This window comes from Salipiger sp. CCB-MM3 (genome assembly GCF_001687105.1).
Taxonomy (GTDB): Bacteria; Pseudomonadota; Alphaproteobacteria; order Rhodobacterales; family Rhodobacteraceae; genus Salipiger.
Genome location: NZ_CP014595.1, coordinates 253164 through 270362, shown reverse-complemented (window position 1 = coordinate 270362; position 17199 = coordinate 253164). Strand labels below are relative to the sequence as shown.

The 17199-nt window shown below is 65.7% G+C and carries 20 protein-coding genes and 1 tRNA gene; 7 read left to right on the top strand and 14 right to left on the bottom strand.

Translation table 11 applies throughout. From position 1 onward, the window contains the following. Positions 1–16: 16 nt before the first annotated feature. The 3 genes from AYJ57_RS01295 to AYJ57_RS01290 all read right to left on the bottom strand — a co-directional run bounded on the left by AYJ57_RS01295 (position 17) and on the right by AYJ57_RS01290 (position 1754). A complete protein-coding gene (locus AYJ57_RS01295) occupies positions 17–760 on the bottom strand; it encodes a DUF1638 domain-containing protein (protein ID WP_083191114.1) in 744 nt (247 codons plus the stop codon). Next, entirely contained in the window at positions 744–917 is a 174-nt protein-coding gene (locus AYJ57_RS26155) for a hypothetical protein (protein ID WP_193789500.1), read from the bottom strand. Before AYJ57_RS26155 ends, AYJ57_RS01295 begins: the two co-directional genes overlap by 17 nt. 138 nt (positions 918–1055) lie before the next feature. Next, a complete protein-coding gene (locus tag AYJ57_RS01290) occupies positions 1056–1754 on the bottom strand; it encodes a corrinoid protein (RefSeq protein WP_066100089.1) in 699 nt (232 codons plus the stop codon). Between the two features lie 160 nt (positions 1755–1914). On the opposite strand from AYJ57_RS01290, the gene AYJ57_RS01285 reads away from it, so the two are divergent. Then, positions 1915–2991 (top strand): PA0069 family radical SAM protein, encoded by a 1077-nt coding sequence (locus tag AYJ57_RS01285; RefSeq protein ID WP_066106497.1) that lies wholly within the window; start codon positions 1915–1917, stop codon positions 2989–2991. Between the two features lie 49 nt (positions 2992–3040). On the opposite strand, the gene AYJ57_RS01280 is transcribed toward AYJ57_RS01285, so the two are convergent. From AYJ57_RS01280 to AYJ57_RS01270, 3 genes are all read right to left on the bottom strand, one after another. Continuing rightward, a complete protein-coding gene (locus AYJ57_RS01280) occupies positions 3041–3271 on the bottom strand; it encodes an N-(5'-phosphoribosyl)anthranilate isomerase (RefSeq protein WP_066100086.1) in 231 nt (76 codons plus the stop codon). A gap of 89 nt (positions 3272–3360) precedes the next feature. Further along, positions 3361–4371 (bottom strand): betaine--homocysteine S-methyltransferase, encoded by a 1011-nt coding sequence (gene bmt, locus AYJ57_RS01275; RefSeq protein WP_066100084.1) that lies wholly within the window; start codon positions 4369–4371, stop codon positions 3361–3363. A 118-nt stretch (positions 4372–4489) separates the two neighbouring features. Continuing rightward, a complete protein-coding gene (locus tag AYJ57_RS01270) occupies positions 4490–5563 on the bottom strand; it encodes a site-2 protease family protein (protein WP_066100080.1) in 1074 nt (357 codons plus the stop codon). 192 nt (positions 5564–5755) lie between these two features. On the opposite strand from AYJ57_RS01270, the gene AYJ57_RS01265 reads away from it, so the two are divergent. Further along, complete coding sequence (locus AYJ57_RS01265; RefSeq protein WP_066100077.1) at positions 5756–6256, top strand: superoxide dismutase family protein; 501 nt, start codon at positions 5756–5758, stop codon at positions 6254–6256. 52 nt (positions 6257–6308) lie between these two features. Here AYJ57_RS01265 and AYJ57_RS01260 read toward each other — a convergent pair whose 3' ends face one another. The 6 genes from AYJ57_RS01260 to AYJ57_RS01235 all read right to left on the bottom strand — a co-directional run bounded on the left by AYJ57_RS01260 (position 6309) and on the right by AYJ57_RS01235 (position 12556). Then, a complete protein-coding gene (locus AYJ57_RS01260) occupies positions 6309–6899 on the bottom strand; it encodes a 2-hydroxychromene-2-carboxylate isomerase (RefSeq protein ID WP_066100074.1) in 591 nt (196 codons plus the stop codon). A 59-nt stretch (positions 6900–6958) separates the two neighbouring features. Beyond that, positions 6959–7441 carry a GNAT family N-acetyltransferase gene (locus tag AYJ57_RS01255; RefSeq protein WP_066100071.1) on the bottom strand — a complete coding sequence of 161 codons (483 nt, stop codon included), beginning with the start codon at positions 7439–7441 and terminating at the stop codon, positions 6959–6961. Then, on the bottom strand, positions 7434–8948 hold the full coding sequence (gene trpE / locus AYJ57_RS01250; RefSeq protein WP_066100068.1) for an anthranilate synthase component I: 1515 nt from the start codon (positions 8946–8948) through the stop codon (positions 7434–7436). The genes AYJ57_RS01255 and trpE overlap by 8 nt, the downstream gene beginning before the upstream one ends. Before the next feature lie 4 nt (positions 8949–8952). Continuing rightward, a complete protein-coding gene (locus AYJ57_RS01245; RefSeq protein WP_066100065.1) occupies positions 8953–10800 on the bottom strand; it encodes a peptidyl-prolyl cis-trans isomerase in 1848 nt (615 codons plus the stop codon). Between the two features lie 37 nt (positions 10801–10837). Beyond that, entirely contained in the window at positions 10838–12064 is a 1227-nt protein-coding gene (locus AYJ57_RS01240) for an aminotransferase (RefSeq protein ID WP_066100063.1), read from the bottom strand. Between the two features lie 63 nt (positions 12065–12127). Continuing rightward, entirely contained in the window at positions 12128–12556 is a 429-nt protein-coding gene (locus AYJ57_RS01235) for a winged helix-turn-helix transcriptional regulator (RefSeq protein WP_083191113.1), read from the bottom strand. Between the two features lie 117 nt (positions 12557–12673). On the opposite strand from AYJ57_RS01235, the gene AYJ57_RS01230 reads away from it, so the two are divergent. After that, complete coding sequence (locus AYJ57_RS01230; RefSeq protein ID WP_066100057.1) at positions 12674–13555, top strand: NAD(P)H-binding protein; 882 nt, start codon at positions 12674–12676, stop codon at positions 13553–13555. Positions 13556–13631: 76 nt separating this feature from the next. Here the strand turns inward: AYJ57_RS01230 and gpt are convergent, their stop codons facing one another. Further along, the gene (gene gpt / locus AYJ57_RS01225) at positions 13632–14141 is read right to left on the bottom strand and encodes a xanthine phosphoribosyltransferase (protein WP_066106495.1); all 510 of its coding nucleotides are present in this window, start codon (positions 14139–14141) and stop codon (positions 13632–13634) included. Positions 14142–14192: 51 nt separating this feature from the next. Continuing rightward, complete coding sequence (fabI, locus tag AYJ57_RS01220) at positions 14193–14999, bottom strand: enoyl-ACP reductase FabI (protein WP_066100055.1); 807 nt, start codon at positions 14997–14999, stop codon at positions 14193–14195. A gap of 129 nt (positions 15000–15128) precedes the next feature. On the opposite strand from fabI, the gene pdxH reads away from it, so the two are divergent. The 4 genes from pdxH (at position 15129) to AYJ57_RS01200 (ending at position 16957) form a co-directional block, all read left to right on the top strand. Further along, positions 15129–15734 carry a pyridoxamine 5'-phosphate oxidase gene (pdxH, locus tag AYJ57_RS01215; RefSeq protein ID WP_066100052.1) on the top strand — a complete coding sequence of 202 codons (606 nt, stop codon included), beginning with the start codon at positions 15129–15131 and terminating at the stop codon, positions 15732–15734. 119 nt (positions 15735–15853) lie between these two features. Continuing rightward, entirely contained in the window at positions 15854–16381 is a 528-nt protein-coding gene (locus AYJ57_RS01210) for a cold-shock protein (RefSeq protein ID WP_263620157.1), read from the top strand. Next, complete coding sequence (locus AYJ57_RS01205; protein WP_066100047.1) at positions 16357–16833, top strand: DUF192 domain-containing protein; 477 nt, start codon at positions 16357–16359, stop codon at positions 16831–16833. Before AYJ57_RS01210 ends, AYJ57_RS01205 begins: the two co-directional genes overlap by 25 nt. A gap of 47 nt (positions 16834–16880) precedes the next feature. Beyond that, a tRNA-Pro gene (locus AYJ57_RS01200) sits at positions 16881–16957 on the top strand. The last annotated feature ends 242 nt before the right edge of the window (positions 16958–17199 follow it).

Below are 17199 nucleotides of genomic sequence, written 5' to 3'. Positions count from 1 at the left end.
CTTGAGGGTGGGCACGTCAGCCCTTGGCGCGCGCCCAGCGGCTGAGGTCGCGCTCAAGATCGCCATAGCCGGTCAGCCGCCGTTCGAAGGCGAGGCCAAGGCGGGCGGCATGCATCTCGGCGAGCGCCGCAAGCGCCGGGTCGTCGATCTGCGCAAGATGCACCAGCGTGGTGTATTGGCCGAAATACATCTCGCGCAGATCCGGGTGCCGGTCGAGCCCGAGCGGACGCCAGACGAAAGCGTCGAACTGGCGCACGAGGAAGTCGGTGAGGAAGAAGCTGCGCATCTCACCCCGTGCCTCGAACCGCGCGACGCCATCGAAAAACGCATAGCAATGGGGGCCTTGCAGCATCTCGATGCCAAGCTCGTCGCACAGCGTCTGCAGCCGCCCGCCGGTGCCGCAATCGGCGTAGAGCAGCTTGATCTCGTCATACTGCGCGCGCTGCGCCGCCACGGCAGCGCGCACGGCCTCGGGGATGCGGTCCGGCGTGTTGTGAAGCTCGGCGGGCAGGCAGCGCAGGTCCAGATGGTCCAAGCTGCCAGCGGTCTGCGCCTTGATGTCGAGGATTTCGCGGGCCAGCGCGCCGCAGGCGATCAGCAGGATGCGGGCAGGCGCGGGGGGCGGCCCGTCACGGCGCGGCCTTACCTCTGCGTCATGCCCAGAAGAGTCAGGCCCAGAAGTGTCAGGTCCAGAAAAGTCGGCCTCGGAAGGCTCAGAACCGGAAGTGTCAGGCCCGATGAGGTCAGGCGCGGGTGTCATCTGCTGGCACCGAGGACATGCCCCAGCGGATCAGCAGCGCGACGGCGAGAAGCAGCGGGATCACCTTGCTGGCGCCCCAGGCGACGAAGGCCCACACGGTCAGCCCCGCAGAAGCGAGAACCGCGATAAGAAGGGTCACAAGCGTGGTCACCGGCATGGGCATCTCCTTTCCCTGTCTCTAAAGATAGGGGCCTGTCCCCGTGAAAGCAAAGGCAAAAGCGAAATTCGGCCACATTCCTGCGCCGGACCGGCGGGCAGAGGCGCTCGGGCCGGAGGCGGGCCACAAAGGCTGGGCTCATTGCGCGGGGGCGCGGTTGTGGCGGCGGGCGACCAGTTCCTTGGCGGTTTCCACGGCGACGGCGGCATCGCGGCAATAGGCGTCGGCCCCGATGGCACGGCCAAATTCCTCGTTCAGCGGCGCGCCGCCGACCAGCACGATGTAATCGTCGCGCAGCCCCTCGGCGACCATCGTGTCGATCACCACCTTCATATAGGGCATCGTGGTGGTGAGCAGCGCGGACATGCCGAGGATGTCGGGCTTTTCGGTGGCCATCGCCTCGAGATAGGCCTCGACGGCGTTGTTGATCCCCAGATCGACCACCTCGAACCCCGCGCCCTCCATCATCATCGCCACAAGGTTCTTGCCGATGTCGTGGATATCGCCCTTGACCGTGCCGATCACCATTTTGCCGATGGTCGGCGCACCGGTCTCGGCCAGCAGCGGCTTGAGGATCGACATGCCGCCCTTCATCGCATTGGCGGCCAGCAGCACCTCGGGCACGAAGAGAATGCCATCACGGAAATCCTCGCCGACGATCTTCATGCCGCCGACCAGCGCCTCGGTCAGCACCCGATAGGGCGCCCAGCCCCGATCCAGAAGAATGGTCACGCCTTCCTCGATCTCTTCCTTCATCCCGTCGTAGAGATCGTCGAACATCTGCTCGACCAGTTCGGCGTCATCGAGTTCCGAGAGAATGATCTCGTCGTCGGCCATGGTCACCTCCCTTGCAACTGCCTTGCAACTTCTTTCCAGCCTGCGCCCGGGTGCGCTTCCGCTCATGGCCGATTGCGACACCGCCGGGCCCGGAGGCGACCTGCGCGCCGGGGGGATTGCGCGTGTTCCCTTTATGTTCTAGCGTGACGCCATGAGCGAGATGTCCCGCATCGTCGAAAAAGAGCGCCGCCGGGGGCGCGGTGCGGGCTCGCGCGACAGCGGCCGGTTCGAGCGCTATTCCTATGCCGATGCGCAAGATGGCTGGGACATTCCCGAGGATCTTCCGCCGCTGCGCACCGAGGTCTCGGACGAGCGCCCGCGCAGTATGATCAACCGCGTGCGCTCGCCCGACCTGCCGTTCGACCGGTCGATCAATCCCTACCGTGGTTGCGAGCATGGCTGCATCTACTGCTTTGCGCGGCCCAGTCACGCCTATCTCGGGCTCTCGCCGGGGCTGGATTTCGAGACGCGGCTGGTGGCGCGGCCCGAGGCGCCGCAGGTGCTGGCGCGCGAGCTGCGGGCAAAGGGATACGATGTGGCGCCGCTGGCGATTGGCACCAACACCGACCCTTACCAACCGATCGAGCGCGACCGGGGCATCATGCGCGCCTGCCTTACGGTGCTGTCGGAGTTCAACCACCCGGTGGCGATCGTCACCAAGGGCACGCTGATCGAGCGCGACATCGACATCCTGTCGGATATGGCTGCGCGCGGGCTGGTGCGGGTGGGCATCTCGGTCACCACGCTGGACGCCGATCTTTCGCGCCGGATGGAGCCCCGGGTGCCTGCGCCAGCGCGGCGGCTGGCGACGATCCAGCGGCTGAGCGCGGCGGGCATCCCGGTGCGGGTCATGGCCTCGCCCATGGTGCCCGCGCTGACCGACCCCGAGCTTGAAAGCATCCTTGCCGCCGGGGCCGAGGCCGGGGCGAGCGCCGCCAGCTGGATCATGCTGCGCCTGCCGCGCGAGGTCGCGCCGCTCTGGCGCGCATGGCTGGAAGAGCATTACCCGGGGCGCGCGGCGCGGGTGATGGCGCGGCTGCGCGAGATGCACGGCGGGCAGGACTACTCGGCGCGCTGGCACAGCCGGATGCGCGGCGAGGGGACCTATGCGCAGCTGATCGCGCAGCGGTTCGACAAGGCGGTGCGGCGGCTGGGTCTGGACGCGGCGCAGCCGGCGCTGCGCTGCGATCTGTTCCGTGCGCCGCCCCGGGCCGGTGATCAGTTGTCGCTGTTCTGAGCGGCAAATCTCTTCGAAGAGATTTGCAACGTCCTTCGAAGGACGTTGCCTAGCGCACCACCCGCACCGGCTCGCAATTGCAGAAAATCACCGTCTGACCGGCATTTTCGACCGCGCGGAAGCCGCGCCGGTCGAGCTCTGCCAGAAACCGCTCCCGCCCGACGATCCGGTCGATATCGCGCGTTTTGCGCCGGACAACGCCGCCCTGCGCGGCGGCGCGGCTGAGGAACATCTGGCGCAGCCAGTCCTCGGGACGAATCGGAAGCGGCAGGTCGGTCATCGCCGAAGCCTGCCGCCAACTTGGTTAAGGACACGTGCTCAACGAGACGTGCTCAATGAGATGTGTCGGCCGGAGCCACGTCTCGCCGCTCAGCCCCTGCGCCGCCCGCGCCGCGCACGCTCGGGGGCAGAGCCGCTCAGCCCGTCGCTCTCGGAACTGAATGGACCCAGCGCCGCGACGATCTGCTCGAGCGTCGGGCGCGGGCCCAGCGGGCGCTCTTCCAGCGCCGCGCGCATGGCGCGCAGGTGCTCCGGCGTCGTGCCGCAGCAGCCGCCGATGATCCGCGCCCCGGCGTCGCGCGCCATCACCGCGTAATCGGCCATCAGATCCGGTGTGCCGTCATAGTGGATATGGCCGTCCTCATAGCGCGGGATCCCGGCGTTGCCCTTGGCGATGATCGGCCGTTCGGTGCCGCTGGCGGCAAAGCCCAGCACCGTGCGCAGAAGGTCCGAGGCTCCGGTGCCGCAATTGGCGCCAAAGGCCAGCGGCGGGTTCGGCAGGCTCTCGACCAGTCGCCCGAACTCGGCCGAGGTGACCCCCATCATCGTGCGCCCGGCGGTGTCAAAGCTCATGGTGCCGCACCACGGCATGTCCTGCCGGGCAAAGGCCTCGGCGGCGGCGCGAACCTCTTCGGGCGCCGAGATGGTCTCGAGCCAGAGCACATCGGCGCCGCCTTCCTTCAGCCCGGCGGCGGTTTCTTCGAAGATCTCAACCGCGAGCGCGTGGCTGAGCGTGCCGACCGGCTCCATGATCTCGCCCGTCGGGCCGACCGATCCGGCGACCACCACCGGGCGCCCGGCGGCGTCGGCCACCTCGCGCCCCAGTTCGGCGGCGCAGCGCGACAGCGCGCGGGCTCGGCCCCCGGCGTCATGCAGCTTCAGCCGCGCGGCATTGGCACCAAAAGAGTTGGTCAAAAAGATATCGGATCCCGCGTCGACCGCCCCTTGGTAGAGCGCGCGGATCTTGCCCGGCTGCGTCTCGTTCCACAGTTCGGGCGCATCGCCGGGCGCAAGCCCCATGTTGAACAGCGTGGTGCCCGTGGCGCCATCGGCAAGCAGCCAATCGCGCGCGCCGAGCAGCTTGGAAAGCGCATTCGTCATAGTATGCCTCTTGGAAATTCTCCCCCGCCGTGGGCTTTCCACATCATGGCACATGGCGCAATCCCTCCCGTCGCGGCGGCGCCAATCAGCCGGTTTTCCCCGTGCGAGACGGCAACGCTCAGCCGGTCATGCCCGGCCCGCGCAGCACCATCAGCTCGCCCACATTCTCGCGCGTGACATAGCCCAGAACGCGGCTCTGCGCGTCGATCACCGCCACGGCGGGCGCTTGTGCCAGCGCGTCCAGCACCGATTGCAGCGGCGCGGCGAGGGGCAGTTGCGGCACCTCGGTCATCAGCTCGGAGACCTGCCGCGCCGCGTGATCCTCGGCCATGCCGCGAAACAGCGCGTCGCGGGTCAGAAAGCCCGCAAGCTCGCCGCTGGGGGCCAGCACCGGGAACTCGTGCTGGGTGGTGCGGATCAGGGTCTGTCCGGCCATCGCCAGCGTGTCCTCGGGGCGCAGCGCCTCGAAGCTGGTGATCATCGCGTCGCGCGCCAGAAGATCATGCGCCACCGCGCGGCTTGCGACGTCCTGACTTTCCGCCTGTCCGGCGAAGAACACGAAGATGGCGATCAGGATCAGGATGAAATTGCCCGAGCTGAGCCCCCAGAAGGCAAGGCCAAAGGCGAGGATCTGCCCGGTGGTGGCCGCCGCCTGCGTTGCCTTCACCCGTCCGATGCGCAGCGCCAGCACGGCGCGCAGCACGCGGCCTCCGTCCATCGGAAAGGCGGGGATCATGTTGAACAGCGCCAGCGCGAGGTTGATCGCCGCAAGCTGGCCGAGAAAGGCGCCTGTGCCGGTGCCAAGCCCTTCCAGCCCGCCGAAGCCCGAAGAGGCGCCAAGCAACACCAGCACCAGCCAGATCACCACGTTCACCATCGGCCCGGCCAGCGCGACGAGGATCTCTTGCACCGGGTTTTCGGGCATCCGCTCGAGCCGCGCCAGCCCGCCGATCGGCAGCAGCGTGATATCGGGCGTCTTGATGCCGAAGCGCCGGGCGGTCAGCGCGTGGCCGAACTCATGCGCCACGACGCAGGCGAAGAGGGCGAGGATGAAGAGGATGTTCTGCACCGCCGCCGCCGCGCCGCCCACCGACCACGCCGCCGCGCCGATCCAGAGCAGCAGCAGAAAGAAGGTCGCATGTACCCGCAGTTCCGAGCCGAACAGGCGGCCGATGGGAAATGACCAGGACATGGGCGGATCCTCTCTCGCTGGGCGGGCGGCACCTGTGGCCGCTGCCTTCCTCGGAAGAGTTAATCATTTCCGCCTGTTTCGGAAGAGGTCGCAACCACGCGCGGTTTTTTGCCGCGATGCTGCAACCGCGTGTGGCGCCACGCGTTGGCCCTTTGAGGCAGGCGCGCATCGCGCCGCACAGAGGAGAATTTCATGAAACGATTTGCCCTAGCCACCGCGCTTGTCACTCTCGCCGCCGCGCCGGTTGCCGCCGCCACCGCCACCGCGCAGCTGTCGGGCACCGATGGCAGCGCCATTGGCACCGTGACGGTCACCGACACCCCCTCGGGCATGGCGCATGCCACGGTCGAACTGCAGGGCCTTCCGGAAGGCGTGCATGGCATCCACATCCACGAGACCGGTGATTGCTCGGCCAGCGATTTCACCTCTGCGGGCGGCCACCTCGCGGGCGATGCCGAGCATGGCGTGATGGTCGAAGGCGGGCCGCATCCGGGCGATCTGCCGAACGCGCATGTGCCCGCCGATGGCGCGGTGACGGTCGAGGCTTTCCTGCCCGATTTCGATGTGGAAAGCCTGATGATGGACGACGATGGCTCGGCCTTCATCGTGCACGCGGGGCCGGATGATTACGAAAGCCAACCCTCGGGCGATGCGGGCAGCCGTCTGGCCTGCGGTGTGTTCGAAGCGGACTGACCCACGGCCCATTGATCTGACGCGGTGCGCGGCGGGTATCCCGCGCGCCGTGTCAGTGGCTCTTAGCCCATGCGATGGCGTCATCAAGCCGGTCATCGCCCCAGAAAAGCTCGTGTCCCACCAGAAAGCTCGGTGAGCCGAACACCCCCAGCGTCATGGCATCGGCGGTGGCGCTGGCGAGCGCCTGCACGATCTCTTCGGAGCCAGCACGCTCCATCACCCGTTCGGGGTCCTGGCCGATCTCGCGCAGGCTCTCGGGCAGGTTCGGTGCCTCGCCCGCGGGCTCGCCCTGCTCGAACCAGCGCCGATAGGTGGCGCGCGTGTAGTCGATGCCCCAGCCCTCGCGCATGCCAAGCTCGGCCACCTCATTGGCCAGCACCAGCCCCGCCAGTGGATAGGGTGCCGGAAGCTTCGGCGACAGCCCGTACCCCTCGGCCCGCCGCGCGATGTCGCGCCACATGTAGGTGGTCTTTTCCGGCTTACCCTTGAAGGGGATATTGTTCTGCGCGACCATCACATGGCGGACGTTGAACGGGTGCCAGCGGACCTCAATCCCTTTGACTTCCGCCAGCTGAGGCAGGCGCATGACGGTCAGGTAGCTGTAGGTGCTGCCGATGGAGAACCAGAAATCGATCGGTGTCATGCGCACTCCCCCTTACGCGGGAGATTAGCAGAAAACCGCGCGGAAATCTCGGGGCGGCTTCAGGTGCTCAGGTCAAAGCGTTTGCAATCCACGCCAACCGGGCTGCGCCAGCTGCAAAAGCCCATGGCCGCGTAATAACCCCGACCCTCGGCATTGGCGGTTTGAATATAGGCCTCGATGGCCGGAAGCCCCGCGGCCTGCGCCGCTTCGCGCGTGGCGCGGAAGAGGCCCAATCCAACGCCGCGCCGGGCGGCGGCAGGAGAGACATGGGTGCCGATGATGCCCCAACCTTCGGGGGTGCCATAGGGATTGCCCGCAGTGGCGCGCGACAGCGCCTGCAAGCCAAGCACCTCACCGTCTTCGGACAGGGCGACAAAGCAGCTGATCCCGTCAGGATTCGCCACATAACTCGCCATCACGAAAGCCTCGTCCGCCGGGCGGCTGCGCTTCCCAGCGGCCACGAGGGCTTTCAGCATGGCCGAGAGCCCCGGCACATCCGCCGGGGTGGCCCGGCGGATGGTGACCTGCGCCGCGTCAGCCATTGCCCGACCCGGTAAAACGGGCCGCGTCGGCGGCCGCGCGGCGGATGGCGTTCGACTTGTGGACGGTCTCCATATACTCGGCCTCGGGGTCGCTGTCGTAGACCACGCCGCCGCCCGCCTGAATGTAGAGCTTTTCGTCCTTCACTATGGCGGTGCGCAGGGCGATGCACATGTCCATGTCGCCGCCCGCGCTGAAGTAGCCCACACCGCCCGCATAGACGCCGCGCTTTTCGGGCTCCAGCTCGTCGATGATCTCCATCGCGCGCACCTTGGGCGCGCCCGAGACGGTGCCTGCGGGCATCCCGGCAAAGAAGGCCGACAGCGCGTCCTGATCCTCAGCCAGCTCGCCCACGACGTTCGACACGATGTGCATCACGTGGCTGTAGCGCTCGATGGTGAACTGCTCGGTCGGGCGCACGGTGCCGATCTTCGAGACCTTGCCGGTGTCATTGCGCCCCAGATCGAGCAGCATGAGGTGCTCGGCCAGTTCCTTCTTGTCCGCCAGCAGATCAGCCTCGAGCGCGCGATCTTCCTCGGGGGTCGCGCCGCGTGGGCGGGTGCCGGCGATCGGGCGGATGGTGACCTCGCGGCCAAAGACCCGCACAAGGATCTCGGGGCTCGCGCCGACCACCTGAAAGCCGCCGAAGTTGAAATAGAACATGAAGGGCGACGGGTTGGTGCGCCGCAGGCTGCGGTAGAGCGAGAAGGGCGGCAGCGGGAAATCCTGCGTCCAGCGCTGCGCCGGAACCACCTGAAAGATGTCGCCGGCGCGGATGTAGTCCTTGGCCTTCTCGACCGCCGCCTTATAGCTCTCGCGGGTGAAGTTCGAGACCGGCTCACCGACCTCGCGCGCCTCGCCCAGTTCGCGGCCCGCCTGCGGCAGCGCGCGTTCCAGATCGCGCACCGCGTCCATCACCCGTTCTGCGGCCTGCGCATAGGCGGCGCGCGCCGACTGGCCCGACTGCACCCAAGCGGGGGCCACGACCGTGACCTCGCCCTTCACCCCGTCGAGCACCGCCACCACCGAGGGGCGCAGCATCACCGCATCGGGCAGGCCGAGCGGATCGGGGTTCACGTTGGGCAGGCGCTCGACCAGACGGATCATGTCGTAGCCGAGGTAGCCGAAAAGACCTGCTGCGGCCTGCGGCAGATCCTCGGGCAGGTCGATCTTGCTTTCGGCGATCAGCGCGCGCAGCGAGGCGAGCGGATCGAGGGTTTCCTCCTCGAAGGCCTCGGGATCAAAGCGCGCCTGACGGTTCAGCCGCGCCTGCTGGCCGTGGCATTTCCACACGAGGTCGGGCTTCATGCCGATGATCGAGTAGCGACCGCGCACCTCGCCGCCGGTCACCGACTCCAGCATGAAGGCGTCCTTGGCCGCCCCCGTCAGCTTGAGCATCAGCGACACCGGCGTGTCGAGGTCGGCGGCGAGCCGCGTGTAGACGACTTGGTTTTCGCCCGCTTCATAGGCGCGGGCGAACTCTTCGTAGGAAGGCGTGAGAGTGACCATTGGCTTACCGGAAGTTGGTGTGAACGGCATTCACCGCCTGCTGGTCGATCGAGACCCCGGCACGCTCCTGAATGTCGGTGACATAGGCGCGGAAGAGGTCCTGCGCCACGCTGTTTGCGGCCCGGTCACGCAGCAGCCCTTCAAGCTGCTTGGAGGCATCCGTCTCGCGGTCGACCGGTGCGATCCCGTCCAGTTGCATGACCAGCGCGGCACCGTCGCCGGGCAGGGCGCGGGTCTCGCCTTCGGTCATCTCAAAGGCGGCGGGCAGCAGCGCGGCGGGCATCTCGGGGATCTGCGCGTCGCGGGTCAGCCGCTCTTCGCGGGTCGGCTCGAGGCCCAGATCCTCGAAGCTGGCACCGTCCTTGATCTGCTGCGCGAGGTCTTCGGCCTGCGCGACCAGCATCTCGGTGGTCTTGTCCTTGTCCCAGCCTTCGGCAACCTCGGCGCGCACTTCTTCGAACGGACGCGGCGCGGGCGGGCGGATCTCGTCAAGGCGCATGGCATAGACGCCACCATCGCCCAGTTCGGCAATCGCCGGGTAGTCGTCTTCGGTGACCTGCTGGGCGGCCTCGCGGAACACGTCATAGCCCGCGATGCCCTGATCGCTCTGCTGGTTCCACTCGATCTGGCCAAGCTCCATATCGGTGTCACCGGCAAGCTCTTCGAGCGTCGCGCCGCCTGCAAGCTCGTCGTCGAGGCTTTGCGCCATGCCCTCGATCACGCGGCGGGCGCGGTCCAGCGCCAGCTCGTCGCGCAGCTGCGGCACGGCTTCCTCGAAGGGCGTTTCCTGCGCCTGCAGGATGCCGTTCACCCGGTAGAGCGCCGGGCCGAGGTTCGACGGCAGCGGGCCGACGACATCGCCGCTTCCGGCGGCGAAGACTTCGGCACCGGCCTCGCCAAGCGCGTCCTCGGTCAGATCGCCCATGTCGGTGTCGCTCAGCTCCAGCCCACGCTCTTCGACCAGACCTTCGAAGTCGATCTCGCCCGACGTGATGCGCGCCATCGCCGCCTGCGCTTCGGCGTCGTCGCCAAAGACCAGACGTTCGATCAGGCGACGTTCGGGCAGGTTGAACTCTTCGCTGCGCTCGTCATAGGCGGCCTGCAGCGCTGCGTCGTCCAGCTCGACGCTGTCGACGATCATGTCGGGCGTGATCCAAGCGTAGGTGATGACCTTGGTCTCGGGCATGGTGAACTGATCGATGTGATCGTCGTACCATGCCTGCAGCTCGTCATCGGAGGGCACCGGCAGGCCGGTCTCCAGCGCGTCGCGGCCGATGCGCGCCCAAGTGAACGAGCGCGTCTCGCCCGCCCAGCCAAGCAGCGTGTCGACATAAGTGTCGGGCAGCGCGGTGCCCGAGTAGATCGCGGCGTTGATCAGGTTGCGGGCGCTCTCGTGGCGCAGATCGGTTTCGAACTCCGCCTCGGTCAGACCGGCGTTCTTCAGCGCGTAGGAATAGCTTTCGCGGTTGAACTTGCCATCCGGGCCTTGGAAGGCCGGCATCTCGCTCAGCGCCTCGGCCACCTGATCGTCGCCGACCGAAAGCCCGATGCGCTGTGCTTCGTCGTCCAGCGCGGCCCCGGTCACCACCTGTGCCAGCACCTGCCGGTCGAGGCCGAACTGCTGCGCCTGATCCGGCGTCATGGGCTGGCCGGTCTGCGCCTCAAACGCGCGCATCTCGTTCTGCAGCGCGCGGGTGTAATCGGTGGTCGAGATATCGGTGTCGCCCACCGAGCCGATGCCGCTTACGCCGCCGCTGAAGTTGACCGTGCCGAAGGCGCCGAAGCCCATCACCACGAGGATCAGGAGACCCCATACAAGGGTCTTGCTGATACTGCTCTTGCCGCGTGCCATCGCTGCCTCTCGCTCGTCCTGTTTCTGGCGTCGGGGTTTACTGGGCCAAGCCCTTGCTCGCAAGGGGCCTCTCGGCCTTGTTGGCCTGCGGCCAGTCGAGCGCGGCAAGCCGGTCGAAGAGCGTGCCGATCTCTTCCCGGTTCACATTGGCGAAGGCAAAGCGGAACTGCCGCGCGCCGCGCGGGTCCGAGGCGGGCATGAACATCGTGCCGGGCAGGGTCAGAACGCTTGCCTCACGCACCAGCTTCGGCGCCAGATCGGCAGAGCTGCCCTCGAAAGGATGCTCGAAATAGGCGAAATAGGCCCCGAGCCCGAGCAGCTTCCAGCCCTTGGCTTCGAGCTTGGGCATGTTGTCGGCGATGGCGGCGCGGCGGTCGAGGATTTCATCGCGCTCTCCGGCCACCCATTGGCCAAGGTTCCGCAGCCCCCAGAGCGCCGCGCGCTGCCCGAGCTGCGGCGTGCAAATGGTTACAGTGTCGAGAAATTTCTCAATCTCGGGCAGCAGGTCCTCAGACGCGATCACCGCGCCGACGCGGTGCCCGGTCAGACGGTAGGCCTTGGAGAAACTGTAAAGCTGGATCAGATGCGCGCGGTCCTCGGGCTCGGTCAGCAGATCATGCGGCGCGCCGCTGCGGCTGTCGAAATCCTTGTAGGTCTCGTCGACGATCAGCTTGAGGTCATGCGCCTTGGCCAGTTTCATGAAGGCGCGCAGGGTCTCTGTGGGATATTCCGCGCCACCCGGATTGTTCGGTGAAACCAGAACGATAGCGCGCGTTCTTTCGGTGATGAGAGAGGAGGCGGTTTCGGTCTGCGGAATGAGGTGTTCGTCGGTCGGCAGCGGCACGGTGGCGACGCCGTCCATATCCAGCCACATTTTATGGTTGAAGTACCAGGGGGTTGGCAGAAGAACCTCGTCTCCTTCACCACAGATCGCGCTAATGCTGGCTGCGAAGGCTTGGTTGCAACCCGCGGTGATTGCGACATTTTCTGGGCGAACCTCTGCGCCATAATGCGCAGACCAATGCGCCGCCAGTTCCGCGCGCAATTCGGGCAGTCCCAAAACCGGCCCATAAAGGTGCGTTGCCGGATCCTGCAGCGCCTCGGCCATCGCCGCCACCAGCGGTGCGGGCGGCGGGTCGATCGGCGCGGCCTGACTGACGTTGATCAGCGGGCGGTCGGGCGGGAAAGTGACCCCGTCGAGCCAGCGGCGCGCCTCCATCACCGGCGGGGCGAAGGTGGTCTGGGTGCGGCTGAGCTTGGTCATGTCTGGTCTCTCCCTCAAAACTGCGCGGACGCTATCAGCGCCATGCAGCCGGGGGAAGAGGTCTCAGGCGGCTTCCCCGGCGTCGAAACTTGCGCGGGCGGCGGTGATCTCGCCATGGTGGCTGTCGGCCCAGACCAGCAGCGCGCCAATCGGCGCAAGCGACGAGCGGCCAAGCTCGGTCAGCGCGTATTCGACCGACGGGGGCTTGGTCGGAAAGACCTGCCGCGACACCATGCCATCGCGCTCCAGCTGCCGCAGGGTCTGTGTGAGCATACGTTTGGAAATGTCTCCAACCTGCCGTTGCAATTGGGAAAATCGCTTTGGAGCGGGTTCGAGCGCGACGAGAATGAGCAGCGTCCACTTTTGCGCCACCCGGTCGAGCACATCCCGCACCGGGCATTGCGCCTCATCCTCGGGCGCGCCGGTCCATGCGGCCATACTGTCGAGCATGGCGCGCACCGCATCGGGGTTCCCTGCGTGTAACCTTGTCATGCCAATGTGCCTCCTTCCGGGATGATGCGTGTAGGTCTAGAAAAGAGACCATAACTCGAATCAGAACCCTTCGCCAGATCGCAACGGACCGGGCAGGGCGGACAGAAAGGAAAGACCATGTCGGAGAAGCTTGACTACCTGATCACCGGCGCCACCGGGCAGCTTGGCGCCCTCGTGCTGGAGCAACTGCGCGCAGCGGCCCCGGAGGCACGCATTGGCGCGCTGGTGCGCCGCGCCGAGGCCGCCGCCGCGCTGGAGGCGCAGGGCCTCGTGGTGCGGGTCGCCAGTTACGACGATCCGGCGGCTCTGGAGGCGGCGTTTGCGGGCGTCGACAAATTGCTGCTGATCTCCTCCAGCGAGGTCGGCAAGCGGGCGGAGCAGCACAGCAATGTGATTGCCGCGGCAGAGAAGGCCGGGGTTGGCTTCATCGCCTATACCTCGATCCTGAACGCCACGAGCTCACCGCTGACCGTCCTGCCCGGCGAACATGTGGCGACCGAAGAGGCGCTGGCCGCCTCGGGTCTGACCTACGCGCTGCTGCGCAATGGCTGGTACAGCGAGAACTACGTGATGGGCGCCGGTGCCGCGCTCGAGCATGGCGCGCTGATTGGCGCGGCGGGCGACGGGCGCATCGCCTCGGCGGCACGGGCAGATTTCGCGGCGGCGGCCGTGGCTGTGTTGACCGGCGAGACCCCGGCGCGCGGCACGGTTTATGAGCTGGCAGGCGACGACAGCTACACGCTGACCGAGTTTGCCGCGGCGCTGTCGGAGATCGCGGGCAAAGAGATCCCCTATGTGAACATGAGTGAGGCCGATTACGCCGCGGCGCTTGAGGGCGCGGGCCTGCCCGGTCCGGTGGCGCATATGCTGGCCGACAGCGACAATGGCGCGGCTCAGGGCGGGCTCTACAGCGACGACAAGACGCTCTCGCAGCTGATCGGTCGCCCGACCACGCCGTGGCGCCAGACCTTGAAAGCGGGCGTCAAACTGGACGCATAACCGGCGCTAAGGGCACAAACGAAAAGGGGCGCTGCCGCGATGGCAGCGCCCCTTTGCATTGTAGAAGACCCGAAGATCAGTCCGCGGTGCCGTGGAAGGGTTTGACGTATTGCAGCGCCATGTCCCACGGGAAGAAGATCCACGTGTCCTGGCTCACCTCGGTGATGTAGCTGTCGACCTGCGGGCGGCCCATCGGCTTGGCGTAGACGGTAGCCACATGCGCCTTGGGCAGATGCTTGCGCACCACTTCCAGCGTGCGGCCGGTGTCGACCAGATCGTCGATGATCAGCACGCCGTCGCCGTCGCCCATCACCTCCATGTCGGGGAACTTGATGACCTTCGGCTCGGACTGCTCTTGGTGGTTGTAGCTCTTGACCGAAATCGTATCGACCATGCGTATGTTGAGCTCGCGCGCGATGATCATCGCGGGGGCCATGCCGCCGCGGGTGATTGCCACCACGGCGCGCCATTCGCCGCCCCCTTCGGGCGCGTGGCTCTGCAGTCGCCACGCCAGCGCGCGGCTGTCGCGGTGCAGCTGATCCCAGCTTACGTGAAAGCCCTTTTCATGGGGCAGGCGGTCGGTCATCTCGGGCATGGGAGCACTCCCTGGCGGATATCTGTCGTCGGTGTGAAGGGCTCAGCCCTTGGAGATGTCGGGCGCGTCGACGGCCTTCATGCCCACGACATGATAGCCCGCGTCCACGTGGTGCGTCTCGCCTGTCACGCCCGCGCCCAGATCAGACAGCAGGTAAAGCGCCGATCCGCCGACGTCGTCAATGGTCACGTTGCGGCGCAGGGGCGAGTTATATTCGTTCCACTTCATGATGTAGCGGAAATCGCCGATGCCCGAGGCGGCCAGCGTCTTGATCGGACCTGCGGAGATTGCGTTGACCCGGATGCCATCCTTGCCGAGGTCTTCGGCGAGGTAACGTACGGAGGCTTCGAGGGCCGCTTTGGCCACGCCCATCACGTTGTAATGGGGCATGATCCGCTCGGCACCGTAATAGGTGAGCGTCAGCGCGGAGCCGCCATCGGTCATCATCTTCTCGGCGCGCTGCATCACTGCGGTGAAGCTGTAGACCGAGATATCCATGGTCAGCTTGAAGTTGTCGCGGCTGGTGTCGACGTAGCGGCCACGCAGTTCGTTCTTGTCGGAAAAGCCGATCGCATGAACGATGAAATCGATCTTGTCCCAGCGCTCCTTGAGGCTGTCGAAGAGCGCGTCGATCGACGCCTCGTCGGACACGTCGCAAGGCAGCACGATGTTCGAGCCAAGTTGCTCGGCCAGCGGATCGACCCGCTTTTTCAGTGCGTCCCCTTGGTAGGAGAAGGCAAGCTCTGCCCCCGCCTCGCGCAGTTTCTTCGCGATGCCCCAGGCAATCGACTTGTCATTGGCGAGACCCATGATCAGGCCGCGTTTTCCGGCCATCAGAGTATTTGACATCCCTCACCTCTACCCGGCATTGATTTTGTTTGTGTCCTTTAGGCGATTGGCCGGGGGGCATCAAGGGTTTGAGCGACGCCACGTCAGAAAGCGGGTGGCGCAAAGCGGGCAGTACAGGGAGACAGACAGATGAGCGACCGGACCGGCATCTTTGCAGGGGACGATCCTTTCGAGATCGCACGCAACTGGCTGAAAGAGGCCGAAGCGACCGAGCTGAACGATCCCAACGCCATCGCCCTGTCGACGGTCGACGAGGATGGCTTGCCGAATGCGCGTATGGTGCTGCTCAAGGAAATCGAGGCGAGTGCCTTTGTTTTCTACACCAACTACGAAAGTGCCAAATCTAAGGAAATTTTAGGCAGCGGTAAGGCAGCTTTTGTGTTACATTGGAAATCGTTGCGGCGTCAGATCCGTGTTCGTGGATTTGTCGACAGGGAGGATGGCCCGCAAGCGGATGCATATTACGCGTCTCGTTCGCTCAAATCGCGTCTCGGGGCCTGGGCTTCCAAACAGTCCCGGCCTCTTGCGTCACGAGCGGCACTCATGGCGGAAGTTGCCAAGATTACGGCGACCAAGGGGCCGAACCCGCCGCGGCCTGAATTTTGGGGGGGATTTCGCATCACTCCCGTTGAAGTTGAATTTTGGGCCGATGGGGCGTTCCGGTTGCATGACAGGTTCGTCTGGAGGCGCACAAGTGTTTCGGATGAGTGGACAGTGACCAGATTAAATCCTTGAATTTCATGTTACGCGAAATGCAATTTCGTAGAGAATACAGGTTTCAATGACTTGCAATTGAGAGCCACACTGGCGCAAGACAGTGGTGGGGATACGCAAGACGACCAGTGGAAACGCATTTGACACAAGAAGAGAGTGAAACGCGGCGCGTGCTCGGCCGGGTAAAATGGTTTGACCCGGTGAAAGGGTTTGGCTTCGTCATCGCGGATGAGGGAGGGCCCGATATTTTGCTGCATGCCAATGTGCTGCGCAACTTTGGGCAGAGTTCGGTCGCCGATGCGGCGCGGATCGAAGTGGGCGTCCAGCGCACCGATCGCGGCATACAAGCCACCGAAGTGTTCCGGATCGAACCGCCGGAGGCGCCCGCGGGCGCCCCGCTTGCGGACTTCGAAGAGATTGACCCCGAGATCATCAAGGCAGCTCCGCTGGAGCCGGCGCGGGTGAAATGGTTCGACAAGGCCAAGGGCTTTGGCTTTGCGAATGTCTTCGGGCGTGATCAGGACGTCTTCATCCATATCGAAGTGCTGCGGCGCTCGGGGCTGGCCGATTTGCAGCCCGGCGAGGCGCTGGCGATCCGCGTGATCGACGGCAAACGCGGCCAGATGGCCACGGAGGTCTGCGCATGGGAAACCGCCTTGGTGCCCTGACCCTGCTTGGGGTTGGGCTGAGCATTCTGTCAGGGCAGGCGGCGCAGGCGGCCTGCAGTGACGAGAGCCTGTGGCTCCGCGGTGATTGGGGCAGCGCACGCTTTGCGGTGCAGGTCGCGGATGACACGCGCGAGCGGGCGCGGGGGCTGATGTTCGTCGAGCAGATGCCCTCCAGCGCGGGGATGCTCTTCGTCTATGACGCGCCGCATGAGATGAGCTTTTGGATGAAGAACACGCTGATCCCGCTGGACATGGTCTTTGCGGACTCCGAAGGCGTGGTCATCTCGGTGCATGAAAACGCCGTGCCCGGCGATCTGACGCCGATCCCCAGCGCGGGAGAGGCGCAATATGTGCTTGAGATCAACGGCGGTCTGGCGGCCCAGCTGGGCATTGCCGAGGGCAGCGAAATGCAACATCCGCGCATCTCTGACGCCGCATGGCCCTGCGAGTGAGTTTTCCGCTTTTCAATCCCTGACGAGGCTTGTATTGCCTGTCGCGTCGGGGCGTAGCGCAGCCTGGTAGCGCGACGGTTTTGGGTACCGTAGGTCGGAGGTTCGAATCCTCTCGCCCCGACCAGCACAGAGCGGCAGAACCCGTGTTCCGCGTCTCTGGCCTCTTGCTTCAGCACAAATGCTTCCGCAACGGCATCCGTGATCAACCGACGAGCACCGCACATTTTTTTGGCGATGGCGCGTTCCCTACAAAAAAAGTCATTAGGGCTGACCTGAAAACAATCGGCCACATCTTGTGTCAGACGGGGGCGGGTTTGTTGCCCAACGGGCTAAAAGCCTACGTTACGTAAGCTTTGGCGCGATTTT

Coding starts and splice junctions, on each gene's coding strand:
- AYJ57_RS01295 (WP_083191114.1), bottom strand. CDS start 760: ATGACACCCGCGCCTGACCTCATCGGGCCTGACACTTCCGGTTCTGAG.
- AYJ57_RS26155 (WP_193789500.1), bottom strand. CDS start 917: ATGCCGGTGACCACGCTTGTGACCCTTCTTATCGCGGTTCTCGCTTCT.
- AYJ57_RS01290 (WP_066100089.1), bottom strand. CDS start 1,754: ATGGCCGACGACGAGATCATTCTCTCGGAACTCGATGACGCCGAACTG.
- AYJ57_RS01285 (WP_066106497.1), top strand. CDS start 1,915: ATGTCCCGCATCGTCGAAAAAGAGCGCCGCCGGGGGCGCGGTGCGGGC.
- AYJ57_RS01280 (WP_066100086.1), bottom strand. CDS start 3,271: ATGACCGACCTGCCGCTTCCGATTCGTCCCGAGGACTGGCTGCGCCAG.
- bmt (WP_066100084.1), bottom strand. CDS start 4,371: ATGACGAATGCGCTTTCCAAGCTGCTCGGCGCGCGCGATTGGCTGCTT.
- AYJ57_RS01270 (WP_066100080.1), bottom strand. CDS start 5,563: ATGTCCTGGTCATTTCCCATCGGCCGCCTGTTCGGCTCGGAACTGCGG.
- AYJ57_RS01265 (WP_066100077.1), top strand. CDS start 5,756: ATGAAACGATTTGCCCTAGCCACCGCGCTTGTCACTCTCGCCGCCGCG.
- AYJ57_RS01260 (WP_066100074.1), bottom strand. CDS start 6,899: ATGACACCGATCGATTTCTGGTTCTCCATCGGCAGCACCTACAGCTAC.
- AYJ57_RS01255 (WP_066100071.1), bottom strand. CDS start 7,441: ATGGCTGACGCGGCGCAGGTCACCATCCGCCGGGCCACCCCGGCGGAT.
- trpE (WP_066100068.1), bottom strand. CDS start 8,948: ATGGTCACTCTCACGCCTTCCTACGAAGAGTTCGCCCGCGCCTATGAA.
- AYJ57_RS01245 (WP_066100065.1), bottom strand. CDS start 10,800: ATGGCACGCGGCAAGAGCAGTATCAGCAAGACCCTTGTATGGGGTCTC.
- AYJ57_RS01240 (WP_066100063.1), bottom strand. CDS start 12,064: ATGACCAAGCTCAGCCGCACCCAGACCACCTTCGCCCCGCCGGTGATG.
- AYJ57_RS01235 (WP_083191113.1), bottom strand. CDS start 12,556: ATGACAAGGTTACACGCAGGGAACCCCGATGCGGTGCGCGCCATGCTC.
- AYJ57_RS01230 (WP_066100057.1), top strand. CDS start 12,674: ATGTCGGAGAAGCTTGACTACCTGATCACCGGCGCCACCGGGCAGCTT.
- gpt (WP_066106495.1), bottom strand. CDS start 14,141: ATGACCGACCGCCTGCCCCATGAAAAGGGCTTTCACGTAAGCTGGGAT.
- fabI (WP_066100055.1), bottom strand. CDS start 14,999: ATGTCAAATACTCTGATGGCCGGAAAACGCGGCCTGATCATGGGTCTC.
- pdxH (WP_066100052.1), top strand. CDS start 15,129: ATGAGCGACCGGACCGGCATCTTTGCAGGGGACGATCCTTTCGAGATC.
- AYJ57_RS01205 (WP_066100047.1), top strand. CDS start 16,357: ATGGGAAACCGCCTTGGTGCCCTGACCCTGCTTGGGGTTGGGCTGAGC.